The organism is Methylobacterium sp. C25 (assembly GCF_021352225.1).
GTDB lineage: Bacteria > Pseudomonadota > Alphaproteobacteria > Rhizobiales > Beijerinckiaceae > Methylobacterium.
In genome coordinates this window covers 475,132-493,178 of sequence record NZ_JAAUVI010000002.1, presented here as the reverse complement: position 1 = coordinate 493,178, position 18,047 = coordinate 475,132, and the positions used below count along the sequence as shown (strand labels likewise).

The 18,047-nt window shown below is 65.1% G+C and carries 15 protein-coding genes; 9 read left to right on the top strand and 6 right to left on the bottom strand.

Features of this window, described 5'->3' with window-relative positions:
* Positions 1-11: 11 nt before the first annotated feature.
* Genes HCU64_RS08680 through HCU64_RS08665 form a run of 4 tightly spaced genes read right to left on the bottom strand, consistent with a single transcriptional unit; the run spans position 12 to position 4,247 of the window.
* Positions 12-1,685, bottom strand: coding sequence for a methyl-accepting chemotaxis protein (locus HCU64_RS08680; RefSeq protein ID WP_233383429.1), 1,674 nt, complete (start codon positions 1,683-1,685; stop codon positions 12-14).
* A gap of 35 nt (positions 1,686-1,720) precedes the next feature.
* Positions 1,721-2,266 (bottom strand): chemotaxis protein CheW, encoded by a 546-nt coding sequence (locus HCU64_RS08675; RefSeq protein WP_233383428.1) that lies wholly within the window; start codon positions 2,264-2,266, stop codon positions 1,721-1,723.
* The gene (locus tag HCU64_RS08670; protein WP_233383427.1) at positions 2,263-3,741 is read right to left on the bottom strand and encodes a CheR family methyltransferase; all 1,479 of its coding nucleotides are present in this window, start codon (positions 3,739-3,741) and stop codon (positions 2,263-2,265) included. The genes HCU64_RS08675 and HCU64_RS08670 overlap by 4 nt, the downstream gene beginning before the upstream one ends.
* 11 nt (positions 3,742-3,752) lie before the next feature.
* The gene (locus tag HCU64_RS08665; RefSeq protein WP_233383426.1) at positions 3,753-4,247 is read right to left on the bottom strand and encodes a chemotaxis protein CheW; all 495 of its coding nucleotides are present in this window, start codon (positions 4,245-4,247) and stop codon (positions 3,753-3,755) included.
* A gap of 377 nt (positions 4,248-4,624) precedes the next feature.
* Here HCU64_RS08665 and HCU64_RS08660 point away from each other — a divergent pair, with 377 nt between their 5' ends.
* The 7 genes from HCU64_RS08660 (at position 4,625) to HCU64_RS08630 (ending at position 13,315) form a co-directional block, all read left to right on the top strand.
* Complete coding sequence (locus HCU64_RS08660) at positions 4,625-6,400, top strand: acetolactate synthase 3 large subunit (RefSeq protein WP_233383425.1); 1,776 nt, start codon at positions 4,625-4,627, stop codon at positions 6,398-6,400.
* Positions 6,401-6,539: 139 nt separating this feature from the next.
* Entirely contained in the window at positions 6,540-7,082 is a 543-nt protein-coding gene (gene ilvN, locus HCU64_RS08655; RefSeq protein ID WP_233383424.1) for an acetolactate synthase small subunit, read from the top strand.
* A gap of 486 nt (positions 7,083-7,568) precedes the next feature.
* Entirely contained in the window at positions 7,569-8,210 is a 642-nt protein-coding gene (locus tag HCU64_RS08650) for a glutathione S-transferase family protein (RefSeq protein ID WP_233383423.1), read from the top strand.
* Between the two features lie 86 nt (positions 8,211-8,296).
* Positions 8,297-8,944, top strand: coding sequence for a TetR/AcrR family transcriptional regulator (locus HCU64_RS08645; protein WP_233383422.1), 648 nt, complete (start codon positions 8,297-8,299; stop codon positions 8,942-8,944).
* Positions 8,841-9,992, top strand: a complete 1,152-nt coding sequence (gene ilvC, locus HCU64_RS08640) for a ketol-acid reductoisomerase (protein WP_267922264.1) — start codon at positions 8,841-8,843, stop codon at positions 9,990-9,992. Before HCU64_RS08645 ends, ilvC begins: the two co-directional genes overlap by 104 nt.
* Positions 9,993-10,471: 479 nt before the next feature.
* On the top strand, positions 10,472-11,125 hold the full coding sequence (locus HCU64_RS08635; protein ID WP_233383420.1) for a pyridoxamine 5'-phosphate oxidase family protein: 654 nt from the start codon (positions 10,472-10,474) through the stop codon (positions 11,123-11,125).
* 114 nt (positions 11,126-11,239) lie between these two features.
* Positions 11,240-13,315, top strand: coding sequence for a methyl-accepting chemotaxis protein (locus HCU64_RS08630; RefSeq protein WP_233383419.1), 2,076 nt, complete (start codon positions 11,240-11,242; stop codon positions 13,313-13,315).
* On the opposite strand, the gene trpS is transcribed toward HCU64_RS08630, so the two are convergent.
* Both trpS and HCU64_RS08620 read right to left on the bottom strand, forming a co-directional pair.
* Entirely contained in the window at positions 13,312-14,373 is a 1,062-nt protein-coding gene (gene trpS, locus HCU64_RS08625; protein ID WP_233383418.1) for a tryptophan--tRNA ligase, read from the bottom strand. The genes HCU64_RS08630 and trpS overlap by 4 nt on opposite strands.
* A 276-nt stretch (positions 14,374-14,649) precedes the next feature.
* A complete protein-coding gene (locus HCU64_RS08620; RefSeq protein ID WP_233383417.1) occupies positions 14,650-15,402 on the bottom strand; it encodes a GyrI-like domain-containing protein in 753 nt (250 codons plus the stop codon).
* 222 nt (positions 15,403-15,624) lie between these two features.
* On the opposite strand from HCU64_RS08620, the gene dapF reads away from it, so the two are divergent.
* Positions 15,625-16,515, top strand: coding sequence for a diaminopimelate epimerase (gene dapF / locus HCU64_RS08615; protein WP_233383416.1), 891 nt, complete (start codon positions 15,625-15,627; stop codon positions 16,513-16,515).
* Positions 16,512-17,771 (top strand): tRNA (N(6)-L-threonylcarbamoyladenosine(37)-C(2))-methylthiotransferase MtaB, encoded by a 1,260-nt coding sequence (mtaB, locus tag HCU64_RS08610; protein WP_233383415.1) that lies wholly within the window; start codon positions 16,512-16,514, stop codon positions 17,769-17,771. The genes dapF and mtaB overlap by 4 nt, the downstream gene beginning before the upstream one ends.
* The last annotated feature ends 276 nt before the right edge of the window (positions 17,772-18,047 follow it).

The following is an 18,047-nucleotide window of genomic DNA, read 5'->3' as shown; positions in this document are numbered from 1 at the left end:
GCCCGCGGCTTTCAGATCCGATAGCGTTCGGCGAGGGCCATCAGGCCCTGCGCCAGCTCGGTGAGGTTGGCCGAGGCCATCTCGACCTCGCGGGTGCCGGCGGCCGTCTGCTGGCTCGCCTGGCGGATGTTCTGGAGCGCTCCCATCACCTGCTCGATGCCGAGTTGCTGCTGGTTCGTCGAGGCGACGATCTGCTGGAAGGTCTGGACGCCTTCGTCCACCCGAGCGGCCATCTCCTCGATGGTGCGCACCGTGGCATCCGTGCGGGTCTTGCCGGTGGCGGCGCGCTTGACCGCCTCTTCCGTCAGCATCACCGATGAATTGATGCCGCGCTGGATCTCCGAGAGGATCGAGCGAACCTGCACCGTGGCAGCCTTGGCCTGATCAGCCAGCAGCTTCATCTCGGCCGCGACGATGGCGAAGCTGCGTCCGCTCTCGCCAGCGGCAGCCGCCTCGATGGCGGCATTGAGCGAGAGCAGGTGCGTGCGCTCGGAGATGTCGTTGACCGTGGTGATGATCTCGCCGATCGCCTGGGTCTTCTCGCTCAAGGCGACGATGTTGCCGGCCACCGCCTCGCCCTGCTCGCGGATCAGCTCCATGGCCTTTGCCGTGTCGGAGGCCGCCCGCAGCCCCTGTCGCGCGGTCTGGGCGGACGCCTGAGCCGAGGCGATGACGTCGGTGGCGCGTTTGGAGATCTGCGCGCCGGAATGGGTGATCTCGTCCACTGTGGCGGCTGTTTCCTGCACGGCAGCGAACTGCTCCTCGACGCTGGCCGCCTGCTCCTGGGCCGAGGCCCGGATCTCGGCGGCGGCGGCGTTGAGATCGGCGGTGGCCGAGCGGTTGGTGCGCGCCAGTTCCGCCAGCCCGCCGACCATCCCGTTCAGCGTGATGCCGAGGCGGCCGATCTCGTCCTTTCCGGTCAGGGCCGTACGCCCGGTCAGATCGCCCGTCCCAATGCGCTCGACGAAGGCGACGACGGTCTCGATCGGACGGACGACCGCTCGGCTGATCGCCCAGGTAACGAGCAAGCTCAGCAGAACGGCACCCGCGAGAGTCATCAGAATCGAGAAACGGCTGCGTTCATACGTATCCGTGACGCCCTGCTGACCTGCAGTGATGCTCTCGTCGAGCGCGGAACGCGCTCGTCCAATCTTCGCGACTGCGACCTCGAAGAGGCGCGTCGCCTCGTCGTTGGTGGACTCGACCCGGTCGAAGTCCTTGGCGAGAACCGCCTTCATCTGGGCGTCGCTCGCGCTCCGTAGAGTTCGGTAATTCTCGACGGCCTCCTTGAGGACGCCGTTCAAGCGCTCCCAGGAGGCGGCGCGCTCGTCCGAGATCGCTGCTTGCCGGAAAGCGGCACTCTCGCGCACGAGATCGGCCAGGAGGCTATCGATCCCATCGGCCTTCCGATTCCAGGACGCATAGAATTGCTCGTCTGCGACTGTCCGCGAACGCTCTCGCATCAGCACCGAGATCACGGCGTTTCGCCGATCGAGACCCAAGTCCCGCAGGTTGTTGCCGAGGTCGTCGAGCTGACGCAGCACCATCAAGTCGCGGGAGACGATCCGATCCATCGTCTCCCGCACAGTACTGATCTGACCGCTGGCGTAGAGCCCCAGGGCGATCAGAACGGCCGTGACCGCGGCAAAGCCGAGAAGGATCCGGTTGGCGATCGAGATCGACAAGAGACGTCATTCTCCAGTCATCGCGCGCGAGCGCATCAGGGCAAATAGGGACGCAAGAGGCGCGGAAGATCGAGGATGGCGAAGCCGCCGCCGGCTGCACCGTCACGCTCCGAGCCGGCGGGTGCATAGCCCGAAACCGCTTCCGCGCCCAAACCCGGATGTGGACCGGCTGTCGGCGCGACAGTGATCGCGTCGGCCTCGATGCTCGCGAGGCGAATGACGCGGTCGACTGCGAGTGCCACGGGAGGACCCTCGGCACGCAACCGAAGAAGATGCCCGGACTGGCCGGTTGCACTATCCCTGCCCCCCCCGAGGGCAACCCCGAGATCGATCACGCTAACGATGATGCCGGCATGCGAGATAATCCCACGAAGCGCCGCCGGAGCGCCGGGCACAACCGTGCAAAGCCGCTGCGGCAGCACTGTCGCGATCGCGCCCAGAGCGATGCCATAGCGCTCGTTGCCGAGCGCGCAGACCAGATAATCGCGTTGCGCGGCGACGTCTCGCCCGGCTTGCCCACGCGCGGCGAGCGCCATGGAGCGCTCGTCGAGCAGGACACGATAAAGCTCGGTCTCGTTCATGGCGTCGCGCGCCCTAGCCTGCCAAGCGCGAGGCGCACCGTCGCCATGAGCTCGCCCGCCGTCACACCATCTCCTTCGGGAAGAGCTTCTTCGGGAAGCAGTCCTTGCGCGAGGCGCAGGGCGTTGTCGAGGGCGCGGATCGCCGGCGCGCGACGGCCCTGCTTCGTCAGCAGCAGGCCGAGATGGAGGTGGGCCATCGCGAAATCGCGATCGAGAAACAATGCGCCCCGAAAAGCCCGCTCAGCCTCAGCCTCGCGTCCAAGGTCGCACGCGAGAAGAGCCTCGTAGTATCGCAGAGCCGCCGCCGTCGGCTCAGCCTCCAATGCCTCGCCCAGGAGCCGCCAAGCCTCTCCGGTTTCGCCCGAATCAGCCAAGGCGCGGATCCGCGTCAGCAGGTCGGCAGACGACGGGGGCGATGGCGGCGGACTCGGAGCAATCTGGGACACCGTGATCGGAGCGGCGGACGCGATCAGCGGCGGAATCATCTCTGCGTCGGCGAGCGTCGGCGCGGTCTGCATCCCCGTGAACGGTGAACCGTCGTTCCAAGCCGGAAGCCTCCGGGGCTCACCGCAGGTAAGCGGCTCGTCCTTCCGGCGATAGGCGGCTGTACCGGGCAGCGCCACCGGGGTCAGCCAGGCGTCGAAGGTCGGATTGGGCTCGGCATGGCCGATGAGTAGCCAGCCGCCCGGGCAAAGCCGATCGGCAAAGCCTCTCATGATGCCGAGCACGTGATCGCCGCTGAAATAAATCAGGACGTTGCGGCACAAGATCAAATCGAAGCCGGCGAAGGCTGCGGGCAGACTCCCGTCGATGAGTCCCATAAGATTGCCGCGCTCAAAGCGGACCATCTCGCGGAACTTGGCCCGAAGGCGGTAACCGCCTTCTCGGGTTGCACCGGATCTCGGAGCGGTCGGCTGAAACCAACGCGTCCGGTCCTCCGCCGGCATGGTTCGCAGGGCCCAGCGACCGTATTCACCCGATCGAGCCGTGGCGATGGCGGCGGCGCTTATGTCTGTGCCGACGATGGTGATGTTCCAGTTGCCAAGATCCGCACCGAGCAACTCGTGCAGCAGGATCGCCACGGAATAGGGCTCGGCCCCTGTCGAGCAGCCGGCGCTCCAGATTCGCAGCGTTCGCCCGACGGCACGGGCCTCGATCAGCGCGGGCAGGATCCGTTCCCGAAGCGCGACGAACTGCTCTGCGTATCGGAAGAAGAACGTTTCGCCGATGGTGATCTCGGCCTCGAGCGCGGTCCATTCCTCGTGACCGCGGGCGCCGTCGAGATGGCGGATATAGGCAGAGCAATCGGCGAGGTTCAGCGCCCTGAAGCGTTTGACGAGTCGATCGAAGAGCAAGCCGTCCTTGTCGGCGTAGTAGTGATGGCCGGTCCGGGCGATCACCCGTGCCTTAAGAGCCGGGAAAGCAGCATCGCCTGCCGCCCCGAAAACGCGTCTGCGGCGGCTATCGAAGGGCATCCGCGGCAGCCTCAACTCATCGCAACGGCATCGAACGAACCGAGGCGCTCGGCGGCGCGTCGTGTGAGGGCTTCGATACGGTCCCGTTCCTCGGCAGTCAGGATGCGCTCCATCGACAGCACATGCACGAGACGCCCGCCGAACGCGATCTCAGCCTCGACGCATCCGTTGAGCGTATGCGTGTCGGCCACGGCGTTCGATTGAGACTCGACGACGTCGGTCACTCGGTCGACGAGCAGAGCAAGGCCGCCGTCAGCCGCGAGCAGCACATGTCGGTACGGGTTCGGAGGCGCCGGGTGATCACGCTGTCCAAGGAGTTGAGCCAGATCGAGGACGGGGAGTGGGACACCGCCCAGGTTGAGGAACCCTGAAAGAGGGCCGCCAGTTGCCGGCGGAGCGTGCAGATGCGGGAGCGGAAGGATCTCGCGAACAGATTCGCGGTGCAGGGCACAGGGTGTGCCTGCGAGGTCGAAAACGAGATACGTCGCGATCGAAGACGGCGCCACCGAGGCTCCTTGTGGTCGAAGCGTTTGATCGAGATAGGCGCGATGAAGCGAGGCTGCAATCTTGGCCCTCGAGAGGACGGTCTAGGGCTGGCTCGCCTCCCGAGCATGCACGTTCGTTTGATCAGCGCGACGTGTTCGCGATGCGGATCATCCCGTTGACGGGTCACGGGCCTTGGATTACAGGAGCCGCTGGTTTTCGAGGACGGTTCGAGCTTTTTCGACATGCGTGCGAATCTTATCGTAGCGGAAGCGCCACGGACGGGGCGGGCTTAAAGGAGCCCGCGGACCCGGTCGGTGGCGCATGCAGGGTCCCTCGGGGCCCTTTTTTGTTGCCGAATTCCAGGGTCGTCGCACGAACAGGGATGATGGAGGACACGATGAGCGGCGAGGTCATGACCGGGGCCCAGATGGTCATCAGGGCGTTTCAGGATCAGGGTGTCGACACCCTGTTCGGCTATCCCGGCGGCGCCGTACTCCCGATCTACGACGCGCTCTTCGGCGAGGAGAAGATCAAGCACGTCCTCGTCCGTCACGAGCAGGGCGCGGTTCATGCTGCCGAGGGCTATGCGCGGTCCTCCGGCAAGGTCGGCGTCGTCCTGGTTACCTCCGGCCCGGGTGCGACGAACATCGTCACCGGCCTGACTGACGCGATGATGGACTCGATCCCGCTCGTTGCGATCACGGGACAGGTTCCGAGCCATCTGATCGGCTCAGACGCCTTCCAGGAATGCGACACAGTCGGCATCACCCGCCATTGCACGAAGCACAACTACCTCGTTCGGTCGATCGATGACCTGCCGCGCATCCTGCACGAGGCATTCTATATCGCCTCGCACGGGCGGCCCGGCCCCGTCGTCGTCGATCTGCCGAAAGACATCCAATTCTCTACGGGGGTCTATCGGCGTCCAGCCGATAACGCTCACAAGACCTATCACCCGGCCGTCAAGGGCGACCAGGACCGCATCCGAGCGGCCGTCGAACTGATGTCCACGGCGCGACGCCCGATCTTCTACACGGGCGGCGGCGTCATCAATTCGGGTCCGCAGGCCTCGGCCCTGTTGCGCCAGCTCGTTGAGGAGACCGGCTTCCCGGTGACCTCGACCTTGATGGGCCTCGGTGCCTTCCCGGCTGCCGATGACAAGTTCCTGGGCATGCTCGGCATGCACGGGACCTACGAGGCCAATCTGGCCATGCACGATTGCGATGTGATGATCTGCGTCGGTGCGCGGTTCGATGATCGCATCACCGGCCGTCTCGACGCTTTCGCCCCATACTCGAAGAAGATCCACATCGACGTGGATGCCTCCTCGATCAACAAGGTCGTGAAGGTCGATGTCGGCATCGTCGGCGACTGTGCCTCGGTGCTCGAGGACATGCTCGCCCTGTGGCGCGCACAGCCTGCGAAACCCTCGGCGAAGGATCTGGAGCCGTGGTTCAGCAAGATCGCCACGTGGCGGGCACGCGACTGCCTCGCCTATTGGCCGTCGGGCACGATAATCAAGCCGCAATACGCGGTGCAGCGGCTCTATGAGGCCTGCAAGGATCGCAAGACCTTCGTGACCACGGAGGTCGGCCAGCATCAGATGTGGGCTGCGCAATACTTCAAGTTCGAGGAGCCGAACCGCTGGATGACCTCCGGCGGCCTTGGAACCATGGGCTACGGCCTGCCCGCCGCGATCGGCGCGCAACTCGCAAACCCGGACGGGCTCGTCATCGATATCGCCGGCGAGGCCTCGATCCTGATGAACATGCAAGAGCTGTCAACGGCGGTTCAGTACCGGCTGCCAGTGAAGATATTCATCCTGAACAACGAGTACATGGGCATGGTCCGTCAGTGGCAGGAGTTGCTGCACGGTTCGCGCTACTCGCAGAGCTACTCGGAGAGCTTGCCGGATTTCGTGAAGCTCGCAGAGGCCTACGGCGCCAAGGGCATCCGCTGCGAGAAGCCGGGCGAACTCGACGCTGCGATCCAGGAGATGCTCGACTACGACGGTCCGGTGATCTTCGACTGCGTCGTCGACAAGACCGAGAATTGCTTCCCGATGATCCCGTCGGGCAAGGCGCATAACGAGATGCTGCTCTCAGACTATCTCGGCGAGACCGGCGTTGAGCTCGGCGACGTGATCTCAGCCGAAGGCAAGATGCTAGTGTGATCCGGCAGCCCTCGGCCCTATGGCCGAGGACTGCCGCCGCCGCGCGGCAATGTGCTTCCGGGCCCAGCGCGGGACCGGGTTCGAACGAATGACATCGATGACGACTCGTCGCTGAGACGAACGCCCTGGGAGACCGGCGATGAACGCCATGAACACGCATTACCCCGAGCCAACGAAGTTCGAGCCGATCAATCGGCATACGCTCGCCGTGATCGCCGACAACGAGCCGGGCGTTCTGGCCCGTATTTCCGGCATGTTCTCCGGCCGCGGCTACAACATCGAGAGCTTGACGGTGTCGGAAACCGAGGAGGCGCGCCACATCTCGCGCTTCACCATCGTGACCACTGGCACGAATGCGGTGATCGAGCAGATCAAGGCGCAGCTGAACCGGCTTGTCCCGGTCCACCGGGTCGTGGATCTGACGCTCCAGGGCAAGGCACTCGAGCGCGAGCTCTGCCTCGTGAAGGTCGTCGGCAAGGGCGACCACCGCAGCGAGGCCCTGCGCCTCGCCGCCGCCTTCGGTGCGAAGACGCTCGACGCGACGCTGAACTCGTTCGTGTTCGAGCTGACCGGCGCCACCGAGGAGATCGACCGGTTCATCCGCTTGATGACGGTGATCGGCCTGGTCGAGATCTCGCGCACCGGTATTGCCGCAATGGAGCGAGGTGCCGAAGCGCTGTAAAGCTGACGATCCCAGTAGCGATCGCCATCCTCCTGTTCCTGTTGATCATTTTTCTGGCCGACGCGCCCCGATTGGGAAGCTCTCAAGACAATTCCCGTTCGGACGGTCGTCGAGAGTGCTGCCAGCAAGGATACGCTCTTCCTCCTGTTTGACGATCGGCGGGAGGCGACGACCAAAGCCATCGACGACAGGCCTACGGAAATCCGCGCCGAGCGAGACGGCCTCGAATACGGACGGCGTTCCACGAGATTGGGCTAACGAAGCACGCCGAAGCGGTGGAGCGGTGCATCGCGCAATTCCGGACACCTTATCCTGCGGATACGGATGAGCCTCGGGGCGTCTACTTCAATGCCGAGATGACGCGATCCTTCGATCAGGGCCTCTACGATCTCACCGCCAGCGTGGACGATGGAGAGATCCGGCCGGCTCTGATCGAACTCGCCAGGGACGAGCAAATCCTGCCGCACTGAAGCACGGGGACGAACCATGAAACGTACCCTCTACTACGCTCCCGGCGCTTGCTCGCTGGCCTCGCACATCGTTCTCGAAGAATCCGGCCTGCCATACGAGACGGCTCGGCTCGACCTCGCCGCGGGCGACCAGCGCGCCGGCAGCTATCTCGCGGTCAACGAGAAGGGCCGGGTACCGGCTCTCGTCGAGGACGATTGGGTGCTCACGGAGAACGCGGCGATCATGCGGCACATTGCGCGCTGCCGCCCGCAAGCTGGCCTCTGGCCAGAGGATCTGCACGAGCAGGCGCAGGCAGACGAATGGATGACCTGGATCGCGACCAGCCATCATGTCGCCTTCGCTCACGCCCGGCGCCCGGCCCGCTACACCGGCGACGAAGCTGCCCACGCGGGCATCGTAGCGAAAGGCCGCGAGGCCTTCGGCGACATCTGCACCATGACGGAGGTGCGGCTTTCTAACGGCGGCTGGGCGCTCGGCGAGCGCTATAGCGTGGTTGATCCCTACCTGCTCGTCATGTGGACGTGGGCCCGCGGACCGACAATCAAGTTCGATATGCCGGCCAGCTTTCCAGCCTGGACGGCACATGCCCGCCGCATGGCGGAGCGGCCGGCGGTGCGGACCGTATTCGAAGGGGAGGGATTGCGGCTTCCGGAATGACGCCAGCAATGCCGCTCGCGCCGCTTGAACTCATGTTCGAACCTCGCTAAGGCGAACCGTAACGTACGGTTCTCCTTGGCGACGTGATGATCGAAGCCGCTGAACAGGATATTGAGACGCCATCGGCACGACAGCAGGTCGTCCTCGATGCCGTGCTCGATCTCATCGTCGAGGGTGGCGATCAACTGACGATGGACGCCGTGGCGCGCCGGGCCAGTTGCTCGAAGGAGACGCTGTACAAGTGGTATCGCGACCGCGACGGGCTGCTGCGTGCGACCGTGCAGTGGCAAGCATCGCGCGTGCGCACCGGGCGCTACGACGGCCAACATCTCGATGTCACGACCCTGCATGACAGCCTGAAGGGCTTTGCCGCGAACTGGCTTCAGGTGATCGCCAGCTCGACTTCGATCGCCTTGAACCGCATTGCCATCGGTCATGCCGCCTCCGGCCGAAGCAATCTCGGGGGCATCGTCCTCGCCAATGGCAGATTTGCCATCGGCGAGCGACTGAAGCCGCTCCTGGAGGCCGGGCGAGATGCCGGTTTGCTGACATTCGAGGACAGCGAGGCGGCGTTCCGTACCTTCTTCGGCCTCGTCGGCCGTGACATCCAGATCCGCCTCCTACTCGGCGATGCGCTGCCACTTAGCGCCACCGAGATCGACCGCGACGCCGAAGCGGCCGTCGACCAGTTCCTGGCTCTCTACGGCCAGGTCAAAAGCCACCCGAAATCCTGAAACGGATCATTCGAAAAGGACAAACGACATGCGGGTTTATTACGATCGCGACGCCGACCTGAACCTGATCAAGGGCAAGAAGGTCGTCATCGTCGGCTACGGCAGCCAGGGCCATGCCCACGCACTCAACCTGCGCGATTCCGGCGTGAAGGACATCGTCATCGCGCTGCGCGAGGGTTCGGCCACCGCCAAGAAGGCCGAGCACGAGGGCTTCAAGGTGATGAACGTCGCCGACGCCGCCAAGCAGGCCGACGTCGTCATGATGCTCACCCCCGACGAGCTGCAGGGCGACATCTACAAGGAGTCGCTCGAGGCCAACATGAAGCAGGGCGCCGCCCTCCTGTTCGCGCACGGCCTCAACGTGCACTTCAACCTGATCGAGCCCCGCAAGGACCTCGACGTGCTCATGGTCGCCCCGAAGGGCCCCGGCCACACCGTGCGCGGCGAGTACCTCAAGGGCGGCGGCGTCCCGACCCTGATCGCGATCGCGCAGGATGCCTCGGGCAACGCCCATGATCTCGGCCTGTCCTATGCCTCGGCCAATGGCGGCGGCCGCGCCGGCATCATCGAGACGACCTTCAAGGAAGAGTGCGAGACCGACCTGTTCGGCGAGCAGGCCGTGCTCTGCGGCGGTCTCGTCGAGTTGATCAAGGCCGGCTTCGAGACGCTGGTCGAGGCGGGCTACGCCCCCGAGATGGCCTATTTCGAGTGCCTCCACGAGGTGAAGCTGATCGTCGACCTCATCTACGAGGGCGGCATCGCCAACATGAACTACTCGATCTCGAACACCGCCGAGTACGGCGAGTACGTCACCGGCCCGCGCATCGTGACGCCGGAGACCAAGGCCGAGATGAAGCGCGTCCTCAACGACATCCAGTCGGGCATCTTCACCCGCAATTGGATGCTGGAGAACAAGGTCGGCCAGACCTCGTTCAAGGCCACCCGCGCCAAGCTCGCCGCCCACCCCATCGAGGAAGTCGGCGCCAAGCTCCGCGGCATGATGCCGTGGATCTCGGAGAAGGCTCTGGTGGACAAGAGCCGCAACTAAGCGTTCTACAAAAGGAGACCGGGTGCTGCCCGGTCTCCCTATTCTTGAAAAGGATTATCGGCCGCAACCATCGCAGATATCCTTCTCGATCCGTTTGTCTTGCTGGTCGATCCGTTGGAGCTCGCGCCGCTCCTGCGATGTCGGGGCTGCCTCTTCGACGCCAGGGGGCTTCGTGACTCCAAGCGCGTTCGTATTCGGCGCCGTGATGGTCGTATTGGGTCCGCCATTCGTCCCGGTGCGATCGGGACGGCTCTCGGCAAGAGCTTCGGGCACGCTGAGAAGCGCGACAGCTACCGAGAGTAAACAGAGGCGACGAAGCTCGGACGTCATGCGGGTCACCCGATCGATCAAAATCGTCTTCGATAGACGATCCAGCGCGCATTCTCGCGCCATGCTCCGAGATCAAGCAAGACCCTTCCCGCCGCCGACGACCTCTGCCACGATGTCGGGATAAGACGACAACCGGGAGGACTTTGAAGATGGGCTCGCTCTACAGCGAAGAGCACCGTGCGCTTCAGGACGAGTTCGACACGCGCAAGCTGGCCGATTTCCTAGACAAGCATCACGTCCAGCACGCCATCGGGGAGCAGGAGCGAGGCTTTATCGAAAGCCGCGACATGTTCTTCCTCTCGACGGTCGACCACGAAGGCAATCCGACGGTTTCTTACAAGGGCGGCCCAACCGGCTTCGTCCGGGTCGTCGGCTCGAACGCGCTGGCTTTTCCCGGCTATGACGGCAACGGGATGTTCCTCTCTATGGGCAACATCGCCGGCCAGGGCAAAGTCGGCATGCTCTTCATCGACTTCGAGACGCCTCATCGCCTGCGTGTTCAGGGCACCGCCCGTGTCGTGCGCGACGATCCCCTGCGCGCCGAGTTCGAGGAGGCGCAGTACATTGTGCACATCGACGTTGCGCAGATCTGGGTGAACTGCCCGCGATACATCCATCCGCACAAGAAGCTCGGCGAAAGCCGCTACGTGCCGAAACGAGAGAGCACGACACCGCTCGCGCAGTGGAAACGGCTCGATATGGTGCAAGAGGTGATCGCCGACGAAGATCGCGCTCGAGCCGAGAAGGAGGGCGTGCTCGATCTGGAGGCTTATGGCGAAAAACTCATGAAGGGTGAGGCGTGACGGGAATTCCAGACAGGAACAATTTTTCCTGAAAGGAACGAAGCTTAACCGGCAAGTAACGGTTGTAGGTCAACATCATTCGGCTTGTTGGCTTCTTCTGGAATTTGTCCGGGCATGGCTTCGCTCCCTCTTAAAGTTGCCATCGCCGGCAGCATTTCCTTGGCCGTCGTCTTCGCAGGCGGGACAGCCTTCCTGACAGAGCGCATCGGCGCATCGTTCGAAGAGCAAACGGCCAAGATCCAGTCCGAGACCCTGTCGAACGAAGCGCGTGAGGTTCGCACCCAACTCGCGACCGCCGCAAAGGTGGCGGAGAGCATCGCCGTCGCGGCCGGAGCGATGCGATCGAGCGGCATCAAAGATCGGGCGGTCTATGATGCAGCGCTGCGCGATCTCCTGCGCGCAAATCCGAACCTGATTGGAGCCTGGACTGGCTGGGAGCCGAACGCCCTCGACGGCCGGGACGGGGAGTTCGCCGGCACCGCGTCGTCGGACGCGAGCGGGCGTTTCATGCCCTACTGGAATCGCGGTAGCGGCGAGATCAAACGCGAGGTCCTGACAGGTTACGATACCGAGGCGGACGGCGCCTTCTATCTCCAGCCGAAGAAGCTCAATCGCTTGGTCGCCGTCGAGCCTTACATCTATCCGGTGGCCGGCAAAGACGTCGTGATGACGTCCTTCGGCGCGCCGATCACGGTGGGTGGCAAATATGCCGGCACGGGCGGCATCGACATCGATCTCGGCTCGCTCAACACCACGCTGGGCGCGGTGAAGCCCTTTGGCACCGGTTACCTCGCCGTCGTCTCGGCGAGCGGAACAAGCATCGCGCATCCAGACCGCAAGGCGGCCGGCAAGCCACTGGAACCGATCGACGCGTCCGCCGCCGCCGTGGCGAAACAGGCCATCGCAGCTGGCTCTAACGTCGTGGTCGATGCATCAGGACCGAACGGCGCAACCTGGCGCTACATGGCGAAGCATATTCAGGCCGGTGATACCCAGGAGCGCTGGGCCATCGTTGCGGCGGTTCCCGTTGCGACCCTGACCGCGGCGGCTGACCAAGCCAAGTGGACGCTCATCGGCATCTCGGTGCTCTGCGTGCTGATCGGCTGCGGCGTCCTGTTCGGCTTGCTGCAGCGTCTCGTCGGCACGCCGATCCGCGCCCTGGGCCGGACAATCGGCGGAATGGCCGCGGGCAATTACGAGGCAAGCGTGCCGGAAGCAGAGCGCCGCGACGAGGTCGGACTCGTCGGCCAGGCCGTACTGCAGCTTCGCGACGGCCTGCGCGCGCAGGCCGAGGCCGACGCGCGCGAAAAAGCGATCGCGCAAGCCATCGCCGACGGCGACCGCAGACAATTGATGACGACACTTGCCGGCGAGTTCGAACGCGCGGTCGGTGGCATCGTCGGCACGGTGACCTCGGCGGCCACCGAGTTGCAGGCCACGGCACAAGGTATGGCCGGTACGGCCACTGAGACAGCAAACCAGTCCACGACGGTCGCCGCTGCCGCCGAAGAGGCGGCCTCCAACGTGGGCACCGTGGCCGCCGCGGCGGAAGAACTCGGCGCCTCCGTGCAGGAGATCGGCCGGCAAGTTCAAGGATCCGCGCAGCTGGCTCAGGCTGCTGCCGGCGAGGCCGCGCAGACCGCCGGGCTGGTGCAGGACCTGAACGTGGCCGTCACGAAGATCGGCGACGTCGTCACGCTCATCAGCGGGATTGCCGGCCAGACCAACCTGCTGGCTCTGAACGCCACGATCGAGGCGGCACGGGCCGGGGAGGCGGGCCGCGGCTTCGCGGTCGTCGCCGCGGAGGTCAAGGAGTTGGCGAACCAGACGGCGCGAGCGACCGAGGAGATTTCCAGCCAGATCACCCGCATCCAGGGCTCGACCGGGCAGGCCGTCTCGGCGATCGGCAGCATCTCCGCGCGGATCGAGGAAATGAGCGACGTCGCCACGACAATCGCGGCAGCCGTCGAGGAGCAGGGCGCGGCGACCCAGGAGATCGTCCGCAACGTGGCTCAGGCAGCGGCTGGCACCGGTGAAGTCACGACGAATATCGCGGGCGTCGCCGGCGCCGCCGAGATGACAGGCGCCGCCGCGACCCAGGTCCTGGCCTCGGCTTCCGAGCTGTCAGTCCAGTCAGAGCACCTCAACGCCGAGGTGCACCGCTTCCTCGAGACCGTCCGGGCGGCCTAAACTGCCTTCAAGGCAGGTCCGCGCCGCACGAAGCCGACGATATCCTTGACCGCGTCGAGCGTCGGCGCGGCGATAGCCTCGGCCCGCTCCGAGCCGTCCGCGAGCACGGCGTCGATGTGGCCCGGATCGTCCGAGAGCCGCTTCATCTCGGCCCCGATCGGGGCGAGCGTCGACACCGCCAGATCAACGAGCGCCGGCTTGAAGGTGGAGAACTGAGCTCCGCCGAAATCCCGCAGCACGTCCTCGCGGCTGATGCCCCGAAGCGCTGCGAAGATCCCGACGAGGTTGTCCGCCTCCGGCCGCCCCTTGAGGCCGTCGACCTCGGAGGGCAGGGCATCGGGATCGGTCTTCGCCCGGCGCACCTTCTGCGCGATGGTGTCGGCATCGTCCTTGAGATTGATGCGCGAATTGTCGGAAGCGTCCGATTTCGACATCTTCTTGGTGCCGTCGCGAAGGCTCATCACTCGTGCTGCCGGTCCGCCGATCAGCGGCTCTGTGAGCGGGAAAAACTGCTCGCCGTGGCCGTGCGCGAGGATCGAGCCCGCGAAGTCGTTGTTGAATTTCTGCGCGATGTCGCGGGTCAGCTCGAGGTGCTGCTTCTGGTCCTCGCCGACCGGGACGTGAGTCGCCCGATAAGCCAGGATGTCGGCGGCCATCAGCACGGGATAGTCGTAGAGCCCGATCGAGGCGTTCTCGCGGTCCTTGCCGGCTTTGTCCTTGAACTGCGTCATGCGGTTGAGCCAGCCGAGGCGGGCGACACAGTTGAAGATCCAGGTCAGCTCGGCGTGCTGGGGGACCTGGCTCTGGTTGAACACGATGGAGCGCTTGGGATCAATGCCGGCGGCGAGGAAGGCGGCGGTGACCTCGCGGATCTGACCTTTCAGCGCCTCGGGGTCCTGCCATAGCGTGATCGCGTGCAGGTCGACGACGCAGTAGAGGCACTGCGCGTCGCGCTCCTGCATCTCGACGAAGCGCTTCACCGCGCCGAGATAGTTGCCGAGGTGCAGGTTTCCCGTCGGCTGGACGCCGGAGAAGACCAGTTCCGCGAACGCCGTCATCGGCGCGATCCTTCAAGCCATGGCCGGAGCGGACCACCGCCCGATCGAAGGGCCGGGTTCTGGCACCCGCTGCGTGGCGTGGTCAAGGATGGGCGGAGGGGGATCGAAGGGGTCCGTTCAGATCCCGCTCGGACCGTGACAGCCATTCGTTGCTGCTCCGTTGGAACCGGCTAGAGCATGACGCAGTCGCCGCAGGCCGGACGGCAGCTTTAGGCCGTGACCGAGGGCTGGGACACTGGAACCGGCGCCTGCGCCCTGTCGGAGCGTCGACAGGCGTTATTTCGGCAGCGCGTAAATGTTGATGTCGAGCTTCACGTCCGGTGCATCGCTGATGTCCGTGACATATTCCTCAATGAAGCGGTCCTGCAGCGCGATGTCCTTGGCGTCGAAATAGGCGATCAGGGTGTCGTAGGTGCCGCTGATCTCGTCGTAGGTGCCGGCGTGACGGAAGCGCAGGGCCTTTCCGCTCGGCGTTGCACCGAAATGCAGGCCATCGCCAGTTGTCGGCCCGGATGCCGGTGCAGCCTCGATCGGGATCATCGCCTCGAACTGGAAGCCATTGTCTTCTGTCTTGGTGAAGACCGAGATCGGACGACCGGTGGGGCGGATGCCGGCCTTCGCGAGTTCGTCCTCGATGCGCGCAAAGGTGGTCCTAAGGCTCGACACGGCCTCCTCCCAAGTCGCCTTGCCAGAGATGATCGCGGCGGGTTTGGCCGGCAGAATGACCTCCTCCACGTCGTTCGGCTCGGCCGGCGCCGGCACCAGCGTCTCGCGCGCGGGTGCGGCTGTGGAGCGCGCCGGAGCCCCACCGGCAGCGGCGGGCGGCATTAGAGCCTTGTCGGGAAGCGGCATCGCCGTTCCCGGCGGCTTCGCGGAGGTATCGGGGGCGGTCGTGGTCGAAAGCGGGTTCGCTTCGGCGGGCGACGGTATCTTCGAAGTCGCCGGCTCCTCACCCAAGACCGGGACGGCGGCGAGGGCGAGCACGATCATCGCGGCGAGGCCTGCGGTCGCGGAACGAGGGCGGATCAAGGGGAGGCTCCGGTCTCAGGCCCGTGGGAATCGCATCAGGCACAACGTTGTGCGCAAGCTAGCGAGGGTCTGCGGCTTTCGCGAGACCGATACGCACGGCGCATGCCGGCTCGGCTCTCGCGTCCCGCGGCCCGGTTTGCCATATACGCGGTCCTTAATTGGTCCCGAACCTGGCAACCTCACCCGAACGTCTCCGGCAGCAGCGATCTCCCGACAGCCCGTATGAACGCACTCGCCAATCACCGCTTCCTGAAGATGCACGGCGCCGGCAACGCCATCGTAGTGCTCGATCTGCGCGGCAGCCGGATCATCGTGAGCGGGCCGGAAGCGCGCGCCATCGCCGAGGATCCGCGCTCACGCTTCGACCAGCTCATGGTGATGCACGATCCCGTCACCCCAGGCACAGACGCCTACCTGCGCATCTACAACACGGACGGATCGCGTTCGGGCGCCTGCGGTAACGGCACCCGCTGCGTCGCGTTCGCCATGCTCGACGATCCCGCCATGGCGCGGCCCGCCGACGCAGGCTCGCTGATGCTGGAGACCGAAGCCGGACTTGTAGCCGTCAGGCGCGTGGCCGACCGGAGCTTCACCGTCGACATGGGCAAGCCGCGTCTGAAGTGGGACGAGATCCCGCTCCGTGACCCGTTTCCCGATACCAGGCGTATCGAGCTGCAGATCGGGCCGATCGACGACCCGATTCTGCATTCGCCGGCGGTTGTCAGCATGGGCAACCCGCACGCAGTTTTCTTCGTCGACCGCGATCCCGACGAGTATGATCTCGCGAAGATCGGGCCGATGCTGGAGGGTCACCCGATTTTTCCGGAGCGGGCCAATATCTCGCTGGCGCAGGTGCTCGGGCGCGACCTGATCAAGTTGCGCGTCTGGGAGCGCGGTGCGGGTCTGACGCTCGCCTGCGGCACCGCTGCCTGCGCGACCGTAGTCGCGGCCTCGCGGCTGCGCATGATCGGTCGCCATGCCACCGTCGCTCTACCGGGCGGACAACTCTCGATCGAGTGGCGCGCCGACGACCACGTGTTGATGACCGGCCCGGTCTTCCTCGAAGGGGAGGGCACGTTCGCGCCAGACATATTCGAAAGCATCGTGACGTGAGCGTCGAGACGCTCACGTTCGGCTGCCGGCTCAATACGGTCGAGTCCGAGGTGATGCGCGGGCATGCCCTCGGACATGATCGTGGCCGGGACTTGGTTCTGGTCAATACGTGCGCGGTGACGGCGGAGGCCGGCAGGCAGGCCCGCAAGGCGATACGGAAATTGGCGCGGGAGCGTCCCGGTGCCGAGATCGTCGTCACCGGGTGCGGGGCAGAGGTTGAGCGCGCTGCCTATGCCGGGATGCCCGAGATCTCCCGCCTTGTTGGCAATGCCGACAAGCTACGCGCCGAGGTCTGGCGCCGCGACGGGAATGGCACCGCTCGCGCGATCATGGACGAACGTGAGGCCGTCCCAACGCAGATTTCCGGGGTCAGCGGGCATACGCGGGCTTTCGTGCCGGTCCAGAATGGCTGCGATCATCGCTGCACCTTCTGCGTGATCCCGTTCGGCCGCGGGAATTCACGTTCCGTGACTATGGATGACGCCGTGGCCCAGGTTCGCCGCATCGTCGAGCATGGCGGCCGTGAGGTGGTGCTGACCGGTGTCGACCTAACCGCTTACGGCCGCGACCTCGGCGATGACCTGACGCTCGGGCGGCTGGTCAAGGCGATCCTGGCCGCCGTGCCAGACTTGGCACGCCTACGTCTCTCGTCCATCGACTCCGTGGAGGCCGACGACGAACTGCTCGATGCCGTCGCCAATGAGGAGCGGCTGATGCCACATCTCCATCTCTCGCTGCAGGCCGGCGACGATCTCGTGCTCAAGCGGATGAAGCGCCGGCATTCACGTGGGGATGCCATCCGCTTTTGTGAAACGATCCGCCGGCTGCGGCCTGGCACGGTCTTCGGCGCCGATCTCATCGCTGGGTTCCCTACCGAGTCGGAGGCCCAGTTCGTCCGCTCCCTCGACCTCATAGAGGAATGCGGCCTGACCCATCTTCATGTCTTCCCGTACTCGCCCCGCCCCGGCACGCCCGCCGAGCGGATGCCGCAGGTCGCCGTCGACATCGTCAAGGAGCGTGCCTCTCGGCTCCGGCAAGCCGGTGCGAACGCTCTGATCCGGCATCTCGATAGCGAGGTCGGGCAACACCGTCCGATCTTGGTTGAGCGCGGCGGCATCGGACGGACGGAGGCGTTCACGAGCGTAACGCTGAGCTCCGACCTTGCGAGGCAGGTTGAGCCCGGCGATCTCATCACCCTCGCGATCGCCGGACATGATGGGCAGCGGCTCTCGGCGACTGACGTAAGCCTTCGCTGATGCGGCCAGGCTCGGAGCCGGGGCCGGCCTTCGGTTCCAGGTTCGCCCAGAACGCCTGGGAATGGCAGCTGCTGCCAGTTCCCCGAGTTGCGAAACCACTATCTCTCCGGTAATGACGCCCTGATTCTTCAGTCGGATTCGTGAGTTGCGGATTGTCCCGCCTCCTGTCCGTCGGGAGGTCGGCCCTCGACCATCGCTTTTCGAGCATGCGTCGGCCCTCTCCTGAACGAGGGGTGAGCCTGGACCCTTGAAGGTTCCAGGCGGCGAGGAAGAGGG